This window comes from Flavobacterium sp. ST-158, from assembly GCF_058309975.1.
In genome coordinates this window covers 153,392-177,506 of the sequence record NZ_JBZEEN010000005.1, presented here as the reverse complement: position 1 = coordinate 177,506, position 24,115 = coordinate 153,392, and the positions used below count along the sequence as shown (strand labels likewise).

The 24,115-nt window shown below is 31.7% G+C and carries 18 protein-coding genes; 6 read left to right on the top strand and 12 right to left on the bottom strand.

Annotated elements, in window-relative coordinates; translation table 11 throughout:
- The 6 genes from AC4FRF_RS09690 to AC4FRF_RS09665 all read left to right on the top strand — a co-directional run bounded on the left by AC4FRF_RS09690 (position 1) and on the right by AC4FRF_RS09665 (position 12,122).
- On the top strand, positions 1 to 675 hold the full coding sequence (locus tag AC4FRF_RS09690) for a DNA alkylation repair protein (RefSeq protein ID WP_491159297.1): 675 nt from the start codon (positions 1 to 3) through the stop codon (positions 673 to 675).
- Positions 676 to 717: 42 nt separating this feature from the next.
- Positions 718 to 2,502 carry a chloride channel protein gene (locus tag AC4FRF_RS09685; RefSeq protein ID WP_491159296.1) on the top strand — a complete coding sequence of 595 codons (1,785 nt, stop codon included), beginning with the start codon at positions 718 to 720 and terminating at the stop codon, positions 2,500 to 2,502.
- Positions 2,503 to 2,664: 162 nt separating this feature from the next.
- Positions 2,665 to 5,496, top strand: coding sequence for an excinuclease ABC subunit UvrA (uvrA, locus tag AC4FRF_RS09680; protein WP_491159295.1), 2,832 nt, complete (start codon positions 2,665 to 2,667; stop codon positions 5,494 to 5,496).
- 382 nt (positions 5,497 to 5,878) lie between these two features.
- On the top strand, positions 5,879 to 6,607 hold the full coding sequence (locus AC4FRF_RS09675; protein ID WP_491159294.1) for an LOG family protein: 729 nt from the start codon (positions 5,879 to 5,881) through the stop codon (positions 6,605 to 6,607).
- An 89-nt stretch (positions 6,608 to 6,696) separates the two neighbouring features.
- The gene (locus AC4FRF_RS09670) at positions 6,697 to 9,528 is read left to right on the top strand and encodes an aminopeptidase (RefSeq protein ID WP_491159293.1); all 2,832 of its coding nucleotides are present in this window, start codon (positions 6,697 to 6,699) and stop codon (positions 9,526 to 9,528) included.
- A gap of 185 nt (positions 9,529 to 9,713) precedes the next feature.
- The gene (locus tag AC4FRF_RS09665) at positions 9,714 to 12,122 is read left to right on the top strand and encodes an alpha-ketoacid dehydrogenase subunit alpha/beta (protein WP_491159292.1); all 2,409 of its coding nucleotides are present in this window, start codon (positions 9,714 to 9,716) and stop codon (positions 12,120 to 12,122) included.
- A 75-nt stretch (positions 12,123 to 12,197) separates the two neighbouring features.
- On the opposite strand, the gene AC4FRF_RS09660 is transcribed toward AC4FRF_RS09665, so the two are convergent.
- The 12 genes from AC4FRF_RS09660 to AC4FRF_RS09605 form a co-directional block, all read right to left on the bottom strand.
- On the bottom strand, positions 12,198 to 12,908 hold the full coding sequence (locus tag AC4FRF_RS09660; protein ID WP_491159291.1) for a response regulator transcription factor: 711 nt from the start codon (positions 12,906 to 12,908) through the stop codon (positions 12,198 to 12,200).
- Positions 12,909 to 12,911: 3 nt separating this feature from the next.
- Positions 12,912 to 14,495, bottom strand: a complete 1,584-nt coding sequence (locus AC4FRF_RS09655; protein WP_491159290.1) for a sensor histidine kinase — start codon at positions 14,493 to 14,495, stop codon at positions 12,912 to 12,914.
- A gap of 68 nt (positions 14,496 to 14,563) precedes the next feature.
- Positions 14,564 to 15,151, bottom strand: coding sequence for a dephospho-CoA kinase (gene coaE, locus AC4FRF_RS09650; RefSeq protein WP_491159289.1), 588 nt, complete (start codon positions 15,149 to 15,151; stop codon positions 14,564 to 14,566).
- Positions 15,152 to 15,153: 2 nt separating this feature from the next.
- On the bottom strand, positions 15,154 to 16,152 hold the full coding sequence (locus tag AC4FRF_RS09645; RefSeq protein ID WP_491159288.1) for a glycosyltransferase family 2 protein: 999 nt from the start codon (positions 16,150 to 16,152) through the stop codon (positions 15,154 to 15,156).
- 155 nt (positions 16,153 to 16,307) lie between these two features.
- Positions 16,308 to 17,501: an enoyl-ACP reductase FabV gene (gene fabV, locus AC4FRF_RS09640; protein ID WP_491159287.1), complete on the bottom strand. Its 1,194-nt coding sequence runs from the start codon at positions 17,499 to 17,501 to the stop codon at positions 16,308 to 16,310.
- Between the two features lie 96 nt (positions 17,502 to 17,597).
- Complete coding sequence (gene recN, locus AC4FRF_RS09635) at positions 17,598 to 19,250, bottom strand: DNA repair protein RecN (protein ID WP_491159286.1); 1,653 nt, start codon at positions 19,248 to 19,250, stop codon at positions 17,598 to 17,600.
- 51 nt (positions 19,251 to 19,301) lie between these two features.
- On the bottom strand, positions 19,302 to 20,186 hold the full coding sequence (porD, locus tag AC4FRF_RS09630; protein WP_491159285.1) for a type IX secretion system protein PorD: 885 nt from the start codon (positions 20,184 to 20,186) through the stop codon (positions 19,302 to 19,304).
- The gene (gene coaBC / locus AC4FRF_RS09625) at positions 20,179 to 21,390 is read right to left on the bottom strand and encodes a bifunctional phosphopantothenoylcysteine decarboxylase/phosphopantothenate--cysteine ligase CoaBC (protein WP_491159284.1); all 1,212 of its coding nucleotides are present in this window, start codon (positions 21,388 to 21,390) and stop codon (positions 20,179 to 20,181) included. The genes porD and coaBC overlap by 8 nt, the downstream gene beginning before the upstream one ends.
- Before the next feature lie 6 nt (positions 21,391 to 21,396).
- The gene (locus AC4FRF_RS09620) at positions 21,397 to 21,714 is read right to left on the bottom strand and encodes a DNA-directed RNA polymerase subunit omega (RefSeq protein WP_035657230.1); all 318 of its coding nucleotides are present in this window, start codon (positions 21,712 to 21,714) and stop codon (positions 21,397 to 21,399) included.
- Positions 21,715 to 21,722: 8 nt separating this feature from the next.
- Complete coding sequence (locus AC4FRF_RS09615; protein WP_491159283.1) at positions 21,723 to 22,517, bottom strand: outer membrane protein assembly factor BamD; 795 nt, start codon at positions 22,515 to 22,517, stop codon at positions 21,723 to 21,725.
- A gap of 135 nt (positions 22,518 to 22,652) precedes the next feature.
- Positions 22,653 to 23,534, bottom strand: a complete 882-nt coding sequence (gene dapA / locus AC4FRF_RS09610; RefSeq protein WP_491159282.1) for a 4-hydroxy-tetrahydrodipicolinate synthase — start codon at positions 23,532 to 23,534, stop codon at positions 22,653 to 22,655.
- A gap of 9 nt (positions 23,535 to 23,543) precedes the next feature.
- Positions 23,544 to 24,059 (bottom strand): DUF6913 domain-containing protein, encoded by a 516-nt coding sequence (locus tag AC4FRF_RS09605; protein WP_491159281.1) that lies wholly within the window; start codon positions 24,057 to 24,059, stop codon positions 23,544 to 23,546.
- Positions 24,060 to 24,115 lie beyond the last annotated feature (56 nt).

The window sequence follows — 24,115 nt, the reverse complement described above, 5'->3', positions numbered from 1 at the left end:
ATGGCATTCATCTCTCAATTAGAAGCTGTTTTTACAGCTAATGCAAATTCGGAAAACGCTGGATCGATGTCAAAATACATGAAAAATAATTTTCCATTTTATGGCATAAAAACAAATGAACGAAGAAACCTTTTAAAATTACTTTGGAAAGAAAATCAAAATGAAATTCAATCTAATACTCAAAAAACAGTATTGGAACTTTACACAAAAGAACAACGGGAACTGCAGTATTGCGCTATTGAAATTGCTATAAAAGAGCTTAAAGGAAAATATAAAAAAGACGATATTAATTTCATCAAAAAACTTATAATGACACACTCTTGGTGGGACAGCGTAGATACCATTTCCAAATACATTTTAGGGCAATATCTTTTAGAATTTCCTGAAATGATTGATGAAGTAATTCAAAATTTTTCAAATTCGAATAATATGTGGCTCAACCGAAGTGCTATTTTATTTCAATTAGGTTACAAAGAAAAAACTAATTTTGAATTGCTTAAATCTATTTGTTTGCAACATCAAAATTCTTCAGAATTTTTTATACAAAAAGCCATTGGTTGGTCGTTACGCGAATATGCCAAAACCAATCCTGAGAAAGTACTTGATTTTGTTACAAATAGCAATTTGAAAAGATTAAGCAAAAAAGAAGCTGTAAAAAATTTATGTCATACTTAAAATAATAGTAAATTTGTACACTCAAAAAAAAAAAAAAATTAAATGTTCAAAAAATTTTTTTCTAAATTAGAAATTATAATTGATTGGGCGCAATCTATCTTAACAGAAAAGCAATTTATCTTTCTATCGAGTGTCTTAGTTGGTATCTCTTCTGCTTTTGCTGTAATTGTGCTAAAGACTTTTGCTCACTGGGTTTTTACCTTTGCTACCTATGTAAATAGCATTTTAAAACTAAGTTTCATCAATAGTATTTTGCCTATTGCTGGACTTTTATTAACGGTTTTAGTAGTAAAAAGGCTTTTAGGTGGTTCTATTGAAAAGGGAACTCCACAAATTCTATATGCTGTTGCTAAAAAAGCCAGTATCATTCCTAGAAAGCAAATGTATGCTCACATCATGACGAGTTCCTTAACGGTAGGTCTTGGAGGTTCGGCTGGTTTAGAAAGTCCTATTGTGGTTACAGGTGCCGCTTTTGGATCAAATTATGCCCAAAAATATAAATTAAGTTATAAAGACAGAACCCTGCTTATAGGTTGTGGGGTTGCAGCAGGTATTGCCGCTGCGTTTAACGCTCCTATTGCCGGAGTTTTGTTTGCTATTGAATTTCTTTTAGTTGACGTTAGTATTTCTGCCTTTACACCCATTATGATTGCGGCAGCAACTGGCGCATTGGTTTCTGAAATTGTATTGGATGAAACTATACTTTTAAATTTTAGACAGCAACAAGAATTTGATTATCACAAAATTCCATTTTATATTCTTTTAGGAATTTTAACTGGTTTTATTTCTATTTATTTCACGAGAAACTTTCAAAAAACAGAACATTTTTTTCATCGTTTAAAGATGAATCCATACAAAAAGGCATTATTAGGCGCTTCACTTTTAGCAGTTCTTGTTTTTGTTTTTCCAACACTTTTTGGTGAGGGTTATGAAAGTATTAAAGTTTTAGCTGAAAGCAATCCAGGAGAAATATTAGAAAATACTCTTTTTGGCAGTTTTAAAGACAATAGTTGGGTTTTACTAGCCTTTGTTTGCGCTACTATGTTAATGAAAGTTTTTGCCACTGCTATAACCTTAGGTTCTGGTGGAAATGGAGGAAATTTTGCTCCTTCCCTTTTCGTAGGTTCTTATGTAGGCTTTGTTTTTTCAAAATTTCTTAATCTAACGGGATTAACACATTTACCTGTTAGTAATTTTACTATGGTAGGAATGGCTGGTATTTTAAGTGGATTGTTTCACGCTCCGTTGACTGCCATTTTCTTGATTGCCGAAATTACTGGTGGTTACAGTTTGATGCTTCCTTTGATGATTGTAGCTTCTATTAGTTTTGCTATCTCAAAACGTTTTGAAAAACATTCAATGGATGTAAAAGAATTAGTCAAAAAAGGACATGCTTTTACCAGCAACAAAGATTACAATGTTCTTTCTACTTTAAACACTCTTTCTATTGTCCACTCTGATTTTTTAACACTTTCTCCTGATGAAAATTTAGAAAAATTAGTGGATTTGATTTCACATTCTAATCAATCTGTTTTTGCGGTTGTAGATAGCGAACAGCATTTATTGGGTGTGATTCATTTTAATGATATTCGCGAAATTATTTTTAACAAATACCGAGTCAAATACACTTTAGTAAAAGATATTATGACTAAACCTGCCGATGTCATTTATCCGTTTCATAGTATGGAAGTGGTAATGAATAAATTTGAAAAAACAAAAAGAACCTTTCTTCCTGTTATCAAAGACGAAAAATACTTTGGTTTTATTTCAAAATCTGAAGCGCTTGAAGCTTACAGAAGCAAACTAAAATCGATGACAATAGAATAAAAAACAACAAAACGCTAACTTTAAAGGTTAGCGTTTTGTTTATAATGATATTCTTCCCGACGCTATGCATATGCAAAACTTTAAACTTTTAATCATAAAACTTCCTAAGGGTTCTATGGAAAGAATAAATCAAAATGGTAACTTTGCGTTTTTGCTAAAATTATGCTAGACAAAGACAATACAATTGAAGTTTTAGGTGCCAGGGTTCACAACCTTAAAGATATTGATATTTCTATACCGCGTGAAAAACTGGTAGTGATTACAGGACTTTCGGGGTCTGGTAAATCGTCGCTGGCTTTTGATACCATTTATGCCGAAGGACAACGCCGCTATGTAGAAACCTTCTCGGCTTATGCCAGACAGTTTCTGGGAGGCCTAGAGCGTCCTGATGTGGATAAAATTGACGGTTTGTCGCCCGTAATTGCTATTGAACAAAAAACAACTTCAAAAAGTCCTCGCTCAACAGTAGGAACCATCACTGAAATTTATGATTTCTTACGTTTGCTTTATGCTCGTGGTGCCGATGCCTACAGTTATAATACTGGTGAAAAAATGGTTTCTTATTCTGATGAGCAAATCAAAGATTTAATTATCCAAGATTTCAATAACAAACGCATCAATATTCTAGCACCAGTAATTAGAGCCCGAAAAGGACATTATGGTGAATTGTTCCAACAAATTGCCAAACAAGGTTTTTTAAAAGTACGCGTAAACGGTGATGTTCTGGATATTACACCAGGAATGAAACTGGACCGTTACAAAACCCACGACATTGAAATTGTGGTAGACCGAATGTTGATTGAAAACAATGAAGAAAATCATAAACGCTTGTCAGAAAGCATTAATACAGCAATGCATCATGGTGAAAATGTATTGATGATTCTAGATCAAGACAGTCAAGAAGTACGCTATTTTAGTCGAAATTTAATGTGTCCTTCTACTGGCATTTCGTATCAAAATCCGGAACCTAATTTGTTTTCTTTCAATTCTCCAAAAGGAGCTTGTGATAACTGCAATGGATTAGGAACGGTAAACGAAATTAATGCAAAGAAGATTATACCAAACCCTAAACTATCTATAAAAGCGGGTGGTTTCGCTCCCTTAGGCGAATACAAATCTTCCTGGATTTTCAAACAATTGGAAGTTATTGGACAAAAATTTGATTTTAAAATAACAGACCCTATTGAAAATATTCCAGCCGAAGCCATGGAAATGATTTTGAATGGTGGAAAAGAAAAATTCACTATCAACTCTAAAGATTTAGGTGTTGCAAGAGATTATAAAATAGATTTTGAAGGAATTTCTCATTTCATCAAAAATCAACATGACGAAAGTGGTTCTACTACTATTAAACGTTGGGCAAAAGATTTTATGGACGAATTAGAATGTCCTGTTTGCGAAGGTTCTCGCTTAAAAAAAGAAGCGTTATTTTTTAAAATTGACGAAAAAAATATTGCCGAATTATGCAAAATGGATATTTCGGATTTGACCAAATGGTTTCAGGAACTGAACGCCAATTTATCCGACAAACAACGTCGTATTGCTACCGAAGTTATCAAAGAAATTAAAGATAGATTGGACTTTTTAATGAATGTTGGTTTGGACTATTTAGCTTTAAGCCGAAGTTCAAAATCGCTTTCTGGTGGTGAAGCACAGCGCATCCGATTAGCAACTCAAATTGGTTCGCAATTAGTGGGTGTATTGTATATTTTAGACGAACCTAGCATTGGTTTACACCAAAGAGACAACGAAAAACTAATCCATTCGTTGGAGCAATTGCGTGATATTGGGAATTCTGTCATTGTTGTAGAACACGATAAAGACATGATAGAACGTGCAGATTATGTAATTGACATTGGACCAAAAGCGGGAAAATTTGGTGGAGAAATTATTAGTAAAGGAACTCCTGCTGAAACATTGAAATCCAATACTATTACAGCACAGTATCTCAATGGAAAGATGAAGTTTGAGATTCCCAAAAAACGTAGAGAAGGAAATGGTAAATTCTTAAAATTAACTGGGGCAACAGGAAATAATTTAAAAAATGTTTCTATCGAACTACCTCTAGGTAAAATGATTTGCGTGACTGGGGTTTCGGGTAGTGGAAAATCAACTTTAATTAACGAGACGCTCTACCCTATTTTGAACGCTTATTATTTTAACGGGGTCAAAAAACCACAGCCTTATAAAAAAATTGAAGGACTAGAACATATAGACAAAGTAATTGATATTGATCAAAGTCCAATAGGTAGAACACCTCGTTCAAATCCTGCAACTTATACAGAAGTATTTACCGAAATTAGAGCTTTATTTACTAAAACGCCCGAAAGTATGATTCGTGGTTACAAGGCAGGTCGTTTTAGTTTTAACGTAACTGGTGGGCGATGTGAAACTTGTCAAGGTTCTGGAGTACGCACGATTGAAATGAATTTCTTACCAGATGTATATGTAGAATGCGAAACTTGTCAAGGAAAACGCTTTAATAGAGAAACATTAGAAATTAGATATAAAGGAAAGTCAATTTCAGATGTATTAGAAATGACAGTGGACGAAGCCGTTCCTTTTTTTGAAAATATCCCGAAAATTTACCGAAAAGTAAAAACCATACAAGATGTGGGCTTAGGATATATCACATTAGGACAACAAAGTACCACACTTTCTGGTGGCGAGGCACAACGTATCAAATTGGCCGGAGAATTATCCAAAAAAGATACTGGAAATACTTTTTATATCTTGGACGAACCCACAACAGGTTTACATTTTGAGGACATTCGTGTACTGATGGAAGTAATTAATAAATTAGTTGATAAAGGAAACACAATCCTAATTATCGAACACAACATGGACGTGATCAAACTAGCCGATTATATTATTGATATTGGTCCAGAAGGTGGAAAAGGTGGTGGAACTGTCGTGGCTAAAGGAACTCCTGAGGAAGTTGCCAAAGTCAAGAAAAGCTATACTGCAAAATTCTTGAAAAAAGAGTTAGAATAACTGCTATCACTTAGAACATAAAAGAGCACGATTAAAAGTGGCTTAATCAATTTAAAAATTACAATTGATGAGTCACTTTTTATATTTTCTATAACTAAAATTATTTCATTATACACCTAATAAACTAAAAACACTTCTTAATTTTATATCTTTTCAAAGTCAAATATTTATCTTACAGAAAGTTATAACTCCCATGGAATTTGCCTTGAAAATTATAAGCTCTTATTATAGCTTTTATAAGTAAAAAGTCTTACTTTAGTAGTAAGACGTTCAAAGTAAAAATAGAAAAAACTAGACTTTAAATCTTTTGTTTATATGTAGAAATAGTACTAAACAACAGATTTAAATACCAAAAAAATAATTGTACTAAAAGAAATAGACGATGAGATTAGAAGATTTTGATAATGACGAAGAAAAAATAATCCAAGATAGACTAAAACAAAAAACGTGGAATGAAATTCGAACCAACGACAGTTGGGCAATTTTTAAAATCATGTCTGAATTTGTGAATGGTTATGAAAATATGGGACGCATTGGACCATGTGTTTCTATTTTTGGATCGGCACGTACCAAACCCGACAATAAATACTATCAATTAGCCGAAAAAATTGCTTTTAAAATTAGTAAAGCGGGTTATGGGGTAATTACAGGAGGAGGTCCAGGAATTATGGAAGCTGGGAATAAAGGTGCTCATTTGGGTGGAGGAACTTCTGTGGGACTCAACATTGAATTGCCTTTTGAGCAACATTTTAACCCGTATATCGACCATGATAAAAACTTAAATTTTGATTACTTTTTTGTTCGAAAAGTAATGTTTGTCAAATATTCGCAAGGTTTTGTTGTTATGCCTGGAGGTTTTGGAACCTTAGATGAAATGTTTGAAGCTATTACCTTAATTCAAACCAAAAAAATTGCTAAGTTTCCTATTATTCTTGTTGGAAGAAGCTATTGGTCTGGATTAATAGATTGGATAAAAACTGTTTTAATTGAACAAGAACAAACCATAAGTCCTGAAGATTTAAATTTGATAAAGATTGTTGATAACGAAGACGAAGTAGTAGAAGTTTTGGATACTTTCTACAAAAAGTACACTTTGAAACCCAATTTTTAAAAGCTGTTTTTTACAGCTTTTTTTTATTTTCATGTTCGATGTAAAATAAAAAATGTATATTGAAATGCTATTTAAAACCAAAGTTTCCCTTGAATACAACCTACAAAATTTTATTCTTCTTTGTTGTTTATTTTACTGCCGTAAATAGCAATTTCGCACAACATCACAACCATATCGTGGTGGATGTTGACACCGAAACGCATACATTAAACATCAAACAGGAAATAGATTTTTTTAATTCTTCCACCGATAGTATTTCAACAATTGTTTTAAACGATTGGAACCATGCTTATTCGGATGTACAAACTCCTTTAGCACTCCGTTTTTCGGACGAATTTTATCGTGGATTTCATTTGGCTAAAGCCGAAGAAAGAGGAAAAACCTATGATATTGCTATTTCTAACAAAGAGCATCCCTATTTTCTTTGGACAAGACCTAATGAACATCCAGATCTTATTAACGTAAAACTAGCCGAAAAACTAGGTCCAAACCAAAAAATCAACTTAAAACTAAGTTATAAAGTAAAAATTCCAAGTAATAAGTTTACCAAATTTGGTTATGATGAATTTGGCAATATGAATTTAAAATCCTGGTTTTTAACTCCTGCACGTTATGAAAATCATGATTTTGTAAAATATAGCAATGAAAACTTAGATGATATTGCAAATGCCATAACTGATTTTGATATTGAATTAAAAGTAGCACAAGATTTTGATGTCACTACCGACTTAGATACTACAGAAGAAATTAATAATGATGATTTTGCGGTTTACAAATTAAACGGTAAAAACAGAGTTGATTTTAGTCTTTTTATTGAGCCAAAATCAAATTTTACCGTTTTTAAAAGTGATAGCTTTGAAGTTTTAACCAATATTGATGGTGATAAAATTACACCAATAGCCCAGGCAGAAGCCATAGATTGCGTGGTTCGATTTGTTAAAAATTTAGTTGGCGATTATCCTTTTAAAAAAATTGTGGTTTCTCAAACTGATTACGAAAGAAATCCGTTTTACGGACTTAATCAATTGCCTTCGCTAATTAGACCTTTTTCGGATGAATTTACCTATGAGATAAAATTTTTAAAAACCTATTTAAATACTTTTCTAAACAATAGCCTTTATATTGATAATCGAAAAGAAAGCTGGATTCACAATGGAATTCAAGTTTATGTAATGATGAAATATATTGAAGAAAACTACCCCAACACAAAAATGTTAGGAAAAGCTGCTTCATTCAAACTATTAAAAAGCTTTAATCTTACCAACTTAGATTTCAACGAACAATACAGCTATTTTTATATGCTAATGGCTAGAAAAAACCTAGACCAACCATTAGGTGCTCCAAAAAATACTTTAATAAAATTCAACGAACAAATAGCTAGTAAATATCGCGCAGGATTAAGTTTGCGCTACTTAAATAGTTACTTAGAAAACGATGCTGTTTCGAAGAGTATTCGAGAATTTTATACTTCAAATCAAGAAAAACAGACCACTGCAGTAGAATTTGAAAATGAGCTAAAACAACAAACCAATAAAGACATTAATTGGTTTTTTAATACAATCATTAATTCCAGAGCGCTTATTGATTATAAATTTAATAAAGTAGAAAAAACCAACGATAGCATACAATTTTCATTAAAAAACAGAACTGGAATCAACGTTCCTATTCCTGTTTATGGCATTAACAAAAAAGAAATCGTTTTTAAAAAATGGATTGAACCTTCAAACAATGATAGCCTTTTTAGTGTAGCCCGAAATAATGCTTCAAAAATTGTATTGAATTATAAAAATGAAGTTCCCGAATACAATCTGAGAAACAACTGGAGATCATTAAAATCATTTTTTCCAAATAACCGCCCTGTTAAATTTGTATTCATGAAGGATTTAGAAGATCCTTTTTACAATCAACTATTGTATGTCCCAACATTAGAATACAACTTATATGATGGATTAATTCCTGGAATCAGGCTACATAACAAAACTATTTTAGATAAACCTTTTGTTTTTGACATCAATCCAGCCTATTCTACTAATGCCAAAACACTTTCGGGATCTGGAACTTTTAGCATTAATCAAAATTATCGTAATAGCAGACTTTATAATGTAAAATATTCCTTTTCAGGTTCATACTTTCATTACGCTCCAGATGCAACTTATACTAAATTTACTCCAAGTATACAATTACGAATTAGAGAAAATGATTTTAGAGACAATAGAAAACAATTAATTTATATTCGTCAAGCGCTTGTAAATAGAGAAAAAAGTGCAATAATCACTGATAATTCAACCGAAAACTATTCAGTTTTTAACGTTAAATATTTTAATACAAAAACAGAAGTTACACAGCATTTTAATTTCATTAGCGATATTCAATTTGCTAATAAATTTGGAAAAATAGCCGCCGAAGTTGAATACCGAAAACTCTTTGAGAATAATCATAAAATTAATTTTAGACTGTATGCCGGAAGTTTTTTATACGATAAAAATCAATCTGATTTTTTTAGTTTTGCCTTAGACAGACCTACCGATTATCTTTTTGATTATGGTTATTATGGAAGGTCAGAAGACAGTGGTTTTTTTAGCCAACAATTAATATTAGCCGAGGGCGGTTTTAAATCTAAATTAAAAACACCTTATGCTAATCAATGGATTACAACATTAAACGCAGGTTATAATATTTGGAATTGGATTGAAATTTATGGCGATGCAGGATTTATTAAAAACAAATACCAAAATCCTAATTTTGTTTTTGACAGTGGCATTCGATTGAATTTGGTAACCGATTATTTTGAATTATACTTTCCCGTTTATTCTTCAAATGGTTGGGAAATAAGTCAAAACAAATACAATGAAAAAATCCGATTTATCATTACTTTTTCCCCAAAAATACTTATTAATTTATTCAACCGAAAGTGGTTCTGAGTAAATCACTTAGTTTTTAACATTACAGAAAAAACATTATTTTGCATTAAAAATTATTTTTTAATAAAAAAACAAGTTTTTTTTTGAATAAAAACATCGATTTACAGGCAGTTTTTATTTTGATAGATTATGATAATAGCTAGTTTTTAAGTAAATTTGCGCCAAAGAATTATAATCTTTCAATTATGATAAAAGAACAAACCAATACTACATTGACATTTGAAGATTTCAAGACAGAAGTATTGAATGATTATAAGATAGCCATAACTAGTCGAGAATGCAGCCTTTTAGGACGCAGAGAAGTATTGACTGGTAAAGCAAAATTTGGAATTTTTGGAGACGGAAAAGAAGTGCCACAAATAGCAATGGCTAAGTTTTTCAAAAATGGAGATTTTCGTTCAGGCTATTATCGTGATCAAACTTTTATGATGGCCATTGGCGAATTGACGATAGCTAATTTTTTTGCTGGGCTATACGGTAATACTGACATCAAGCAAGAACCGATGTCGGCCGGAAGACAAATGGGAGGTCATTTTGTTACCCATAGTTTAAATGAAGATGGAAGTTGGAAAAAACTAACGCAACAAAAAAATTCAAGCTCAGATATTTCTCCTACAGCGGCTCAAATGCCACGTTTATTAGGTCTGGCTCAGGCTTCAAAAGTATATCGAAAACTAAATAATATTCCAAAACAAGATCATTTTTCAATAAATGGAAATGAAGTGGCCTGGGGTACAATAGGGAACGCCAGTACTTCAGAAGGAGTGTTTTTTGAAACTATAAATGCTGCTGGTGTATTACAAGTTCCAATGATTGTAAGTGTTTGGGATGATGAATACGGAATTTCAGTACATGCCAGACATCAAACTACGAAAGAAAACATCTCCGAAATCCTTTCTGGATTTCAACGCGATAAAAACAATGACGGAATTGAAATTATAACCGTAAAAGGTTGGGATTATTCTGATTTAATTTCAACTTACGAAAGAGCTTCAAGAATTGCCCGTGAAAAACACATTCCTGTATTAGTTCATGTTACAGAATTAACACAACCGCAAGGACATTCCAGTTCTGGTTCACACGAAAGATACAAAAGTACCGAGCGACTGAATTGGGAAAAAGAATTTGACTGTATCAGACAGATGCGATTGTGGATGATTGCTATCAATATCGCTTCGGCCGAGGAACTTAATGAAATTGAATCTACAATTAAAAAAGAAGTTTTAGAAGCAAAAAAAGCGGCTTGGACTTCATTCATAGCTCCTATTGTCGAAGAAAAAAATGAATTAGTAGGCATTTTAGAAAAAATTGCTTCTTCCAGTAAAAATAAGGAGCAAATTTTAAAGCTTTCAAACGCACTAAAAACAATTAAGGATCCTTTGAAAAAAGAGATTCTGGTTGCTGCCAGAAAATCACTGCGTTTACTTATTCATGAATCTCACAAAATAGAGTTAGCTGACTGGATTCAGAAATACTTTCAAAAAAACCAACCACTATTCAGTAATAATTTATATTCTGAGACTAAAAACAATATCTTTTCTGTAAAAGAAGTTGCACCTGAATACGAAGTTGATGCCAGAAAAGATACAGATGGCAGAATGATTATTCGTGATAACTTTGATGCTTTATTTTCTAAACATCCTGAAGTACTCATTTTTGGAGAAGATTCTGGAAATATAGGTGATGTAAATCAAGGTTTAGAAGGCATGCAGGAGAAATATGGAGAAACTCGCGTTGCCGATGTCGGAATTCGCGAAGCAACCATCATTGGCCAAGGAATTGGACTTGCCTTAAGAGGATTAAGACCCATTGCCGAAATTCAATATTTGGATTATTTATTATATGCTATTCAGATTTTAAGTGACGATTTAGCTTCTTTACTATATAGAACAGCTGGGAAACAAAAAGCACCATTAATCATTAGAACACGTGGTCATCGCTTAGAAGGTATTTGGCATTCAGGATCACCAATGGGAATGATTCTTAATGCCTTAAGAGGAATTAACATTTTAGTCCCAAGAAACATGACAAAAGCCGCTGGATTCTATAATTCTCTTTTAGAATGTGACGAACCTGCTTTAGTTGTTGAGTGCTTAAACGGTTATCGATTAAAAGAAAAAGCTCCATTAAATTTTGGTGAATTCAAAACACCTATTGGAGTTGTAGAAACTATTGAAACCGGAACAGATATTACTTTAGTTTCTTACGGTTCCACATTGCGATTAGTACAACAAGCTGCTAAAGAATTACAAGAAATAGGAATTAAATGTGAAATAATTGACATTCAGTCTTTAATTCCTTTTGATATAAACCATGATATTGTTAAAAGTATCCAAAAAACGAATCGTCTTTTAGTAATTGACGAAGATGTTCCTGGAGGTGCTTCGGCTTATATTTTACAAAAAATTATTGAAGAACAAGATGCTTATCAATATTTAGACAGCAAACCTCAAACTCTTTCAGCTCAAGAACACCGTCCTGCTTATGGAACAGATGGTGATTACTTTTCGAAACCATCTATTGAAGATATTTACGAGAAAGCCTATAGCATCATTTCAGAAGCTAATCCTACTCAATATCCAAAATTATATTAATATATAAAAAATCCCATCAAATAAATTTTGATGGGAATAATAAATAAAAAGTCCCGAATAATCGGGACTTTTTATTTACGCTTTATTTTTAATTACCAAACGGAAACCTTCACCGTGGATATTTAAAATTTCAACATCTTCATCTAATTTTAAATACTTTCTTAATTTAGCAATGTAAACATCCATACTTCTGGAAGTAAAATAATTATCATCTCTCCAAATTTTTGTCAATGCTAATTCTCTTGGCATCAAATCATTTTCATGAAGGATTAACATTTTTAATAATTCATTCTCTTTAGGAGATAGTTTTACAGGCTCTTCACCGGCATAACTTAAGAAACGTAACTTAGAATTCAAATGAAACTTTCCAATTGTGAATTCAAAAGGAACTTGCTCTGCTTTGACATCAGAAGCTTTTCTTTGAATAATTGCTTTGATTTTCATCAATAAAACTTCAGAGTCAAATGGTTTGTTTAAATAATCATCTGCTCCGGCTTTATATCCTTTTAAAACATCCTCTTTCATAGATTTTGCTGTAAGAAAGATAATAGGTACTTCGGCGCTTTTCTCTCTTATTTCTTTCGCTAATGTGTATCCATCCTTATAGGGCATCATTACGTCAAGAATACATAAATCATAAGAATCTTTTTTAAATTTTTCAAAACCTTCCATTCCGTTTTTTGCTAAGGTAACGTCAAAGTCATTTAGCATTAAATAGTCTTTAAGAACAGCTCCAAAATTTAAGTCGTCTTCTACTAAGAGAATTTTTTTATTTATATTTTCCATATACTAATTAATTAGAGGTAATTTTATAATGAAGGTACTTCCTTTTCCCTTTTCACTTTCTACATAAACATGTCCGTTGTGATCCTCAACAATTCTTTTTACATAAGCCAAACCTAAACCATGTCCTTTAACATTATGTAAATCACCTGTGTGCTCTCTATAAAATTTCTCAAAAACCCTTTTTTGAGCCACTTTACTCATTCCCAAACCTTGATCTTTTACTTTTATCAGAATCATATCTTTAATATTCTCTGTATAAATATCAATTATTGGTGCCTCAGGCGAATATTTTATTGCATTTTCTAAAATGTTCACAATCACATTCGTAAAATGCACTTCGTTGATTAAAACGGTGGTTCTTGCCGCATCAAAATGATTACTTATTTGCCCTCCTCTATCTTGCAAAATTAAATTCACATGTTCGATAGCATCATAAATCACTTCTTCTACATTACTAGAACCTTTTTCTATATCTAATTCTTTCTTTTCTAATTTTGAAATTCGCAATACATTTTCTACTTGTGCATGCATTCGCTTATTTTCATCCCGAATCATTTGCAAATACCTGAAAACTTTTTCTTTGTCTTCAATTATTTTTGGATTTTTAATTGCATCTAATGCCAGATTAATAGTAGCAATAGGTGTTTTAAACTCATGCGTCATATTATTGATAAAATCCGTCTTTATCTCTGAAATCTGACGTTGACGAATCAATTGATTTAACGCACTTGAATAAGCAATTAAAATAATTAACGTAAATACTATCGATAAGATTGTAATACTAACTAATTCTGATAATAAAAACTTTTTCTTATGTGGAAAAGTTAACAATAATTGATACTTTTCATTTCCTTCATTATCTGCAAATATTGGTATCGAATATGTTGCTTCTTTATCAAAATGGAAACCATCCGATTTTATTTTAGTTGGAAGATTCTTATTGTAAATTCCAAATTCAAATTTGGTATTTACTCCAAATACTTCTAATTCTTTCTTAATTAATTTTTGTAATGTTTCCTTCGAAACTCTTTCTTCTAAAGGCATTGCAGCTGCAATATCTTTAAAGAAAATTTCAAATTGAGCATTTCCAAGAATGTCTAAATTCCCCGATTTTTCAAATTTTTCATCAGGAATTAAACTTTGTTGTAAACTTGATTTATCAATAGAATTATTATTGTAAACCTCTGTTACCCTTTTTGAATTAAAATTTTTAAAACGTTCACTGCTAAATTTTTTATTAAACAAAGCAGATGAAATATTATAATCTTCAGAGATTATACTATTTGAGTAAATAATTGTTTTATTAGTTTTAGGATCCCTCTGTATGTAAGAAAACTCCAATAAATCATCTTTTCTAGGGATTTTTCCTGTACTATCTTTGTAATGATTATACCTATCATAAAATCTAAAAGCTTCTTGTTTTTCAAGTTTCTCAGCTACATTATCAATAACCTGAGTTACGTGATATCCAAATTGCTCATCATTATTTTTAAATGAAGTATTGAACCAATATACCTGAACGAGTATTATCCCTATCAAAGACAAACTCATTAATAAAACCAGAAATCTAAAAAACAATTTATTCATCAAAACAAAATTAACATTTTAACATTATAGTTGATAATGTATTAACCAAACATTAACACCTAGAACTCTTATTGCTTAATCGATAAAATTTTAAGAAAACTATCCATTTTTGCCTTTGCTAAGTTGACATCTATATTTTCAATTACAAAATCACTTTTAGAAATTCGTTGCTCGTCTGTCCATTGTGCTTTGATTCGTTTCAAAACATGTTCTCTTGTAGTATTATCTCTTTGCAAAACTCTAGATATTCTTATTTCTAAAGGGGCTATCACACTTACAATTGCATCAAAATCGATATAACTACCACTTTCAAATAAAATAGCCGATTCGTAAAAAACAAGTGGTGCTTCCTTATTTTTAGCCAGCCAAATATTAAAATCTTTTCTAACTGCCGGATGCACAATACTATTAAGTTTCTTTAATTGCTCTGGATTATTAAAAACAATTTTTGCCAATTTGGCTCGATTCAATTGATTATTATCAAATATCTCAATACCAAATTCTTCTTTAATAGCTTGCAAAACCTCATGCTCTTGCATTACTTTTCTACCTGCATCATCAGCTATGTAAACAGGAATTCCTAGAGTAGCTATGTAATTAGCTATTGTGGTTTTGCCACTTCCTATACCTCCTGTTAATCCTATAACTTTTGACATCATTATACTTTGAAAAATAATTCAGGAAAAGCTACTTCTGGCTTTTGTTTTAAAACAATTACTTTTATATAAGATTCTAAAAATCCAATGCCATATCCTAAAAATTGTTTCCAAACAGCCGTTACCGACAAATAACCTATTTTAATACTCCTATTTTGATAACTTGAAACTAAAAAAATCATAAAGAAATAAACACAATACAATTTAATCAAAAAATCGTAAGTAAACACTAACAAAGCAACTGAAAGTGCTAATCCAATAATAAATGCAGACGGAAAAAAGAAAGTCAATTTATTATATTGTGGATACCAACTGTTCAGTATTGGCCTTGCCTTACCAAATTTATTCACCTGAATAGAAAACTTATCCCAATCAATTCTTCTTTTATGATATACGTAAGCTTTAGAAAAAAGTTTTGTTTCAAAGCCTAAATTCCACAAACGAATTGATAAATCTGGATCTTCCCCCGGATGAATATTCCCGAATCCTTTAGATGCTTCAAAAGCTTTTCGGGAAATCCCCATATTAAAACTACGAGGTTGAAATTTCCCGATTTTTTCAGATCCACCGCGAATCCCTCCTGTAGTTAAAAAAGAAGTCATCGCAAAATTGATTGCTTTTTGAATATCTGAAAAACTATCTAAAGCTCTGTCTGGCCCTCCAAAACAATCTACATAATGAGACTTTAATGCTTTATCAACCTCAGTCAAATATTCTGCAGGAATAATACAATCGGAATCAAAGATGATAAAATAATCACCTTTAGCCACTTTCATTCCGTAGTTTCTTGAATCACCGGGACCTGAATTTTCTTTATAATAATACGAAATTGACAATTGGTTTTTATATTGCTGAACAACCTCTTCACATTTTACAGAAGAACCATCTTCTACAATTACAACTTCAAAAGCTTCTTTATAATCTAATTGAGACAAACTCTCTAAAAGTTCATCTACTTCATCAGGACGATTATACACAGGAATAATCAAGGAAAAATACATATTCTTAAAAAGGGTATTAATGATACAATATAAATGTAATTTTTTAACAAAGATAGGCTTTAAACAACAATACGCCTTAATTTCAAATGCTTTTTAGACATTCAAAATTAAGGCGCAGTTGTTAATTATAGTAGTAATACTTTATTAGTAAAATATTATTCAGCTATACTTTGAACCTGAACCATTTCATCAGCTTCTGCTTTATAATCTACTCCAGCCAAATCGAATCCGAATAAATTGTAGAAATCTTTTCTATATCCTTCTAAATCTCCTATTTCAGCAAGATTCTCGGTAGTAGCTTCTCCCCATAATTGAGCCACATTAACCTGAACATCTTCACGCATTTCCCAATCATCAATACGAATTCTTCCTTTATCATCTACAGGAACTTCCGAACCTGTAAATAATCTTTGTTGGTATAAACGCTGAATTTGCTCAATACAACCTTCATGAATTCCTTTTTCTTTCATTGTTTTGTACAATAAAGAAATATATAAAGGAATTACTGGAATAGCCGAACTTGCCTGAGTAACTAATGCTTTGTTTACCGAAACATAAGCTTTCCCATTAATATCCGCTAAACTATCAGAAATAGTAAAAGCAGTAGCCTCTAAATGATCTTTAGCACGGCCAATTGTTCCTTTTCTGTATACTGCTTCCGTAACTTCAGGCCCAATGTATGAATAAGCTACGGTTGTTGCTCCAGGAGCTAAAAGATTTTCTCCTTTTAAAGCATCCATCCACATGGACCAGTCTTCACCTCCCATTACAGCTATTGTATTCTCAATATCATCACCAGAACAAGGCTCAATAGTAACTTCAGAAACTTTTCCCGTATGAAAGTCTACTGTTTTATTTGAAAAAGTTGCTCCGATAGGTTTTAAAACTGAACGGTGTGTAACTCCCGTATTAGGATTAGTACGAACTGGTGAAGCTAAACTATAGATTACTAAATCCACCTGACCTAAATCAGCTTTGATTAAGTCTAATGTTTCCCTTTTTACTTCATTAGAAAAAGCATCTCCATTAATACTTTTTGCATATAAACCTGCTTTATGTGCTTCTTTTTCAAAAGCAGCAGAATTGTACCAACCCGGTGAAGCTGTTTTTCCTGGCATTGGTGGTTTTTCAAAAAACACTCCAATAGTTGCTGCATCAGAACCAAAGGCACTTGAAATTCTTGAAGCCAAACCAAAACCTGTAGAAGCACCAATTACCAGTACTTTTTTAGCACCATCAATAGCACCTTTTGATTTAACATATTCAATTTGATTTTTAACATTTTGCTCGCATCCAGTCGGGTGAGCTGTCAAGCAAATAAATCCTCTCATTCTAGGTTCTATGATCATAATGTATCAATATTATATTTTAATTATTTTTAAGCGAATACAACAACTTTATTCAGAAAAAGCTATTATTTTGGAAGGCAAATATAGGGCATTTTTTTAGTTCAACAAGGCCTTTGCGTGATTTAGAGCCGAATCGGAAATTACAGCTCCCGATAACATTTGCGCAATTTCGACCACGCGTTCTTCTTCTGTCAACAGTTTTAATTCTGATTGGGTATCATCATCAACGGTTGATTTAGATACTTTAAAATGAGCATCACCTTTAGCTGCTATTTGTGGTAAATGCGTAATAGCAAAAATCTGCATCGTGGCACTCATTCCTTTCATAATCTCTCCCATTTTTATAGCTATTTCACCAGAAACACCTGTGTCAATTTCATCAAAAATCAATGTAGGTAATTTAGAATATTGTGCTAAAATAGCTTTCACAGCCAGCATAATACGAGACATTTCTCCACCAGAAGCTACTTTTTTCAACAATCCAAAATCAGTTCCTTTATTGGCAGAAAATAAAAATTGTAATTCATCTTTTCCATTAGCAAAATAACTGTCACTTTGAGAAACTTCAATATTAAAACGCGTATTTGGCATTCCCAAAGTAGCCAAAATAGCAGCCATCTTCTCCGATAAAACCGGAATTGCTTCCATCCTTTTATTATGAATAGTAGTCCCTAATGCATCTAACTCATTCATTTTTTCAGCAATTGTTTGATTCAAAAGTGCAATTTCTTCTTCTATATTACCTAATTCAACTACTTCGTTTTCTAAGTTGGTTTGAATTTGCAATAATTCATCAACGGTTGCCACCTGATGTTTTTTTTGTAAATTATAAATCAATTGCAACTTCTGATTGGTTTGTTCCAACTGTTCTGGATCAAAAACAATTTTTTCTGAACAACGATTCATTTCATCTGAAATATCATCAAATTCAATTGCCAAACTAGTAATTCGCTCCAATAACTCTTGATATTCTGAAGAAAAAGTAGCGATTTTTAGTAGAGCCGTTTTTATTTCTTTTAAATTATTTAAAACACCAAATTGTTCTTCATTGGCAATAGCCAAAGATTTATCTATGGCTTCGCGAATACTTTCCACATTATTGAGTTTCTCAAAAATATTTTCCAATTCTTCCTGCTCCCCTGTTTTCAATTGGGCAGCTTGTAATTCATTCAATAAAAAAGTATGGTATTCTTTTTCTTTATTAGAGTCGCTTTGCTTTTTAAGTAAGCTATTCAATTTTGTCTTATCCGATTTATAACTTTTAAGAAGCGTTTGATAATCAGAAATAATTCCTGAATTTGCAGCAATAGCATCAATGATGTCAAATTGCACGTTTTCATCAGTCAATTCTCGGGTTTGCTGTTGCGAATGAATATCAATCAAAAACAATCCCAAATCCTGCAATTCCTGAAGATTTACTGGACTATCATTAACAAAAGCTCTCGATTTTCCCGAAGGCAGAATTTCTCTTCTAATAATTGTTTCAGCTTCGTAATCCAAATCATTGGCTTCAAAAAAAGCAGCCAAATTGTATTTTGAAATATCAAATTGAGCTTCAATAATACATTTTTCTTCTTTGTTTTTCAACGAAGTCAAATCGGCACGTTTTCCTAAAACTAAGCCCAATGCACCTAAAATGATAGATTTTCCCGCACCTGTTTCTCCTGTAATAATCGAAAATCCTTTTGAAAAATCAATAGTTAATTTCTCAATTAAAGCATAGTTTTTTATAGATAGTGCCGTAATCATTAATGATATTTATTATGAATTGTATGAAGTAATCGCTAAAAATAAAAAGAATTAAAATTTCAACATAGCCCATTTACTGGAATTCAATGGAGAAATTTTATTTAAATTATCAACTAAATCCGTAATCGATATACTAGGTCCACCTGAAAATACTGAAGTAATTTCATCTGATTTAGCATCAAAAAACACTCTCGTTAAATAGGCATTAGGTTTAGAATTGTATAATTTATTCAAAACTAATAAAGAGGATTTCATCTTTTCTTTTGCCGATTTTGTATTATCAGTCATCAAATCTAACCCTTGATGATAATCAAAAACCGTTTTTCTAATTTCAAGATATGTTGGCGACAATAAATCATTGATTAAAAAATATCTGTTTTGATTCCCATCTTGCTGACTCCAACCTCTATTATTACTTTGTTGTGCAACTGTTGCTATATTTTGTGCCGTTTGATAATAAGAATCACCTGATTTAAACTCAAAACTATCTCTGTCAAATCCTATAATTACATAACTGTAAAAAGAAATAACCGAAACTAAATTAGACTGAAAAGAATTAGCATTAAAAATCAAATTTTCAAATTCAGTATAAGTAAAAGTAAAATCCTTATCGTTTATATTTAGAACAGGTGTTTCATAAGATGAATTAAAAACAGGGCGTGAAGATTGTACTTGTATAGTAGCCGAAAATTGATCTGAATTATTCGAAAGTAAAGTAATATACATCGAACAGTTAATCTTTTCTTGTTGTTTATAACTTTGACCTGTCCAATCTGTTTTATTAACAAATTCATTCAAAGAAGTCTCTAATGTTTTGTATAGTTGCTGATTAGGATTACCCATCTTCTGAGCATTGACCGTAACTGTACAATTCAATTGTTGTGCTTGAACAAAACCAAAGCTTAATAACAAAAAAAATGCAATTATTTTATTCATAAAAATGGGCTATTACTTTATTTAATATATCGTCAGCAACCGCTTCTTTGGATTTTAACTCCATCGGTTCTATATTAAAATCTTTATCAATAAAAGTAACTTTATTGGTCATTTTTTGAAAACCAGCTCCTTCATCTTGCAAAGAATTTAAAACAATCAAATCTAAGTTTTTTTTCTGAATTTTAGCCTTTGCGTTCTCAATTTCATTTTCAGTTTCTAAAGCAAAACCGATTAAAAATTGATTTTTTTTACTTTCTCCCAATGACAATAAGATATCTTTTGTCTTTTCGAGTTCAATAACAAAATTATCTGCTGCTTTTTTTATTTTCTGCTCGGCAACTTTTTTAGGTTTATAATCCGCTACTGCTGCTGCTGCAATAGCCACATCAATAGTATTGTAATATTGATGACAGGCATCGTACATTTCTTGTGCTGACATAACTTTGATTACATTTATCAGAGCATGATTAGCTACACAATGTGTTGGACCAGAAACCAAAATAACGGAAGCACCTAAATTAGCAGCACTTTTTGCAATATCAAAACCCATTTTACCTGAAGAATGATTTCCAATAAAACGCACTGGATCTATTGCTTCATAGGTGGGGCCTGCAGTAATTAATATTTTTTTTCCTTTTAAAGGCAATTTACTTTCTAAATCAGCTTCCAGAAAAGCAATAATATTTTCTGGTTCAGCCATACGTCCTTCACCAGATAAACCACTGGCCAATTCACCGCTTTCAGCAGGAATTATGGCGTTTCCAAATTGAGCTAAAGCTTTAAAACTAGCAATTGTAGAAGGATGCTTGTACATATCTAAATCCATTGCTGGAGCAAAATAAACAGGACATTTTGCCGAAAGATAGGTTGCAATAAGTAGATTATCACATGTACCATTTGCCATTTTAGACAAGGTATTGGCTGTTGCTGGCGCAATAATCATCATATCAGCCCATAAACCTAATTCCACATGATTATTCCATTTTTCATCTTCATCATCTTGATTGAAAAAAGTGGAATAAACTGGATTCTTAGATAAGGTAGATAAGGTAAGTGGAGTTACAAAATCCTTAGAAGCAGGTGTCATGATCACTTGGACATGTGCACCTGCTTTTATAAAAAGTCGTACTAAAGACGCTGTTTTATAGGCGGCAATTCCGCCAGAAACACCTAGCAAAATCTTTTTACCGCTTAAAACTGACATAGTATCTTATTTGTTAGATTCTCTGTGATAGATTTTACCGTCTAACCATTCTTGCACTGCTAAAGCGTGTGGTTTTGGTAATTTTTCATAGAATTTAGAAACCTCGATTTGTTCTTTATTTTCAAAAACTTCTTCAAGACTGTCATTATATGTAGCAAACTCTTCCAATTTTTCAGTCAATTCTTTTTTAATTTCAGAATTGATTTGGTTTGCTCTTTTAGCCATAATGGTAATTGCTTCATACACATTTCCAGTAGGTTGTTCAATAAGCGTCTTATTATACGTTATTGTATTTACTGGAGCATTCGTCTTTTTTAAATCCATGACTTTATTTATTTAGTATATTTTTGTAATTCTTGTTCCACTCGAGCATACATTTCGTCTGCTTTTTCTTTGTATTTTGTATCAGCATTAAATTTAATTAAATTTTGATACGAAACTTTAGCAACATTCAATCGCTCTTCCATTTTAGAAGGTACACTATTAATTCCTAATTGGTACGCCGAATCTAATTTATAATACAAAGCATCTTCTTTGTATTTAGTTCCAGGATAATCAATAATAAAATTATCAAAAGCAACTATGGCTGATTTAAAATCAGAAATAGTATTATATCCTTTTGCGTTTTCGTAAACCTTTTTTTCAATCTTCTCAGACAATAATTTTGTTAAACCATTCGCCTCAACTAAATATTGTGAATTTGGAAAACGATCAATAAAAGCTTGCATTTTCTCTATAGCTTTGTAAGTATCTGCTTGATCTAAACTGTAAACAGGCGACAAAACAGCATAACTTTTAGCTCCTAAAAAGGAAGCTTCTTCTATTTTTACACTTTTTGGATATCCAGAAGCAAAACTTTCAAATTGATACGCTGCTAAATAATATTGTTTTGTTTTATAATATGACTGTGCATACATATAAAACAATTTCTCTGCCTGTGGTTTTCCTCTGAATTCAGGAGCTATTTGTTCAAAAAGACGAATTGCCTTAGTGTATTTAGCCTGTGCATACAAAGTATCTGCCATTGCAAATTTTTTCGAAACATCTTCGCTTTTCAAAGCTTTTTGATATTCATTACATGAACTAAAAAGAACAATTAGAAGCAATAAGGATATAATTTTTTTCATTTTTTTGTTTTTTTTCTAATACAAACCTTTTTAAAGCCTGTAAAAAATCATACCGAAGTTTCGGTGGCAAATTTAGTTATTAATTTAGCGACTACAAAATATTTCTTAGCTTAAAAAAATACTTGTAAAAAGCCTTTATCTATCTATTCTTTTGACAAATTCAGCAATGCGTTGTTGTAAATCTTCATCGACACAAACTAACGGTAAACGAACCGTATTGTCTGCAATTCCCAAAGTATGAAAAACCTGTTTGATACCCGCTGGATTTCCTTGTTCGAAAATCATATCAATACAATCCGATAACAAGTATTGTAATTTGAATGCCTCATCTACTTTACGATTCAATCCTAAACGAATCATTTCGGAGAAATCTTTTGGAAAACCTTGACCTATTACAGAAATTACTCCAGAACCTCCCGCCAATACAGTAGCTAAAGCCGTCATGTCATCACCAGAAATCACGTGGAAATCTTTTGGTTTGTCTTTCAACAATTGCATCGCTTGTACAATATCACCTGCCGCTTCTTTAATTGCTACAATATTTTTAAAATCATTAGCTAAACGCAAAACAGTTTTAGGTAGCATATTACTTGACGTTCTACCTGGAACATTATAAACAATTACCGGCACTGGAGATGCTTCGGCAACTGCTTTAAAATGTTGATAAATCCCTTCTTGAGAAGGCTTGTTATAATAAGGAGAAACAGAAAGAATGGCTACATAAGGCGACATATCTCTTGTTTTTAACTCCTCAACCACTTTCATTGTGTTATTTCCACCCACACCTAAAACCAAAGGCAAACGACCATTATTAGCCTCAATAACAGTTTGAATAACCAATTCTTTTTCAGCACTGGTTAAAGTTGCATTTTCAGCTGTGGTTCCTAAAATAACTAGATATTCAACGCCTCCGTCTACAGAAAAATTAACTATTCTTCTTAAAGCCTCTGTATCAATTGAAAAATCTTCTTTGAAAGGAGTCACTAGAGCAACACCTGTCCCTATTAATGATTGCATGTTTTTAGTTTATATTTTGTTTAATATTTTTAAATACCTAAATAATTCTTGAACAAAGACTTTATAATTATCCAAATTGGTATTAATAATAAAATTATTCAAGCGTTTGTCTATAGCTGAAAAACCAACTTTAAACTTAGCCTCAGACTCGCTAGTAACCAGCATTAAAATCGGCTTTTCAATATCATAATAACTCAAAAGCAAATCAAAATCTTTAGCCAAAAATGCATTCACATCTTGATTTTTTATCTGAGCTTTCCAATTTAAATGACTGGATTCTAATTTAGTTACCGCAGCAAAACTGATACTTGATTTGCTTTTATACAACAGCAATTCAATATTTTCTTTTGCAATTCCATTTGCCACCAATTCTTTAATTAATTCCTCAGTTTTAGCAAAATGGCTTCCATCTACAACAATTCCAATAGTTTTTATATTACCAGAAAACGAGCTACTCTTTACATCAAGTAAGCTGTTTTTCACTATTTTCTTTACCGAAAATCCTTTTAAGTAATTTAAAAACATAACTTATCTTTATTCGTAAACAAAATTAATTAATTAAGTTACACTATAGGTGGCAA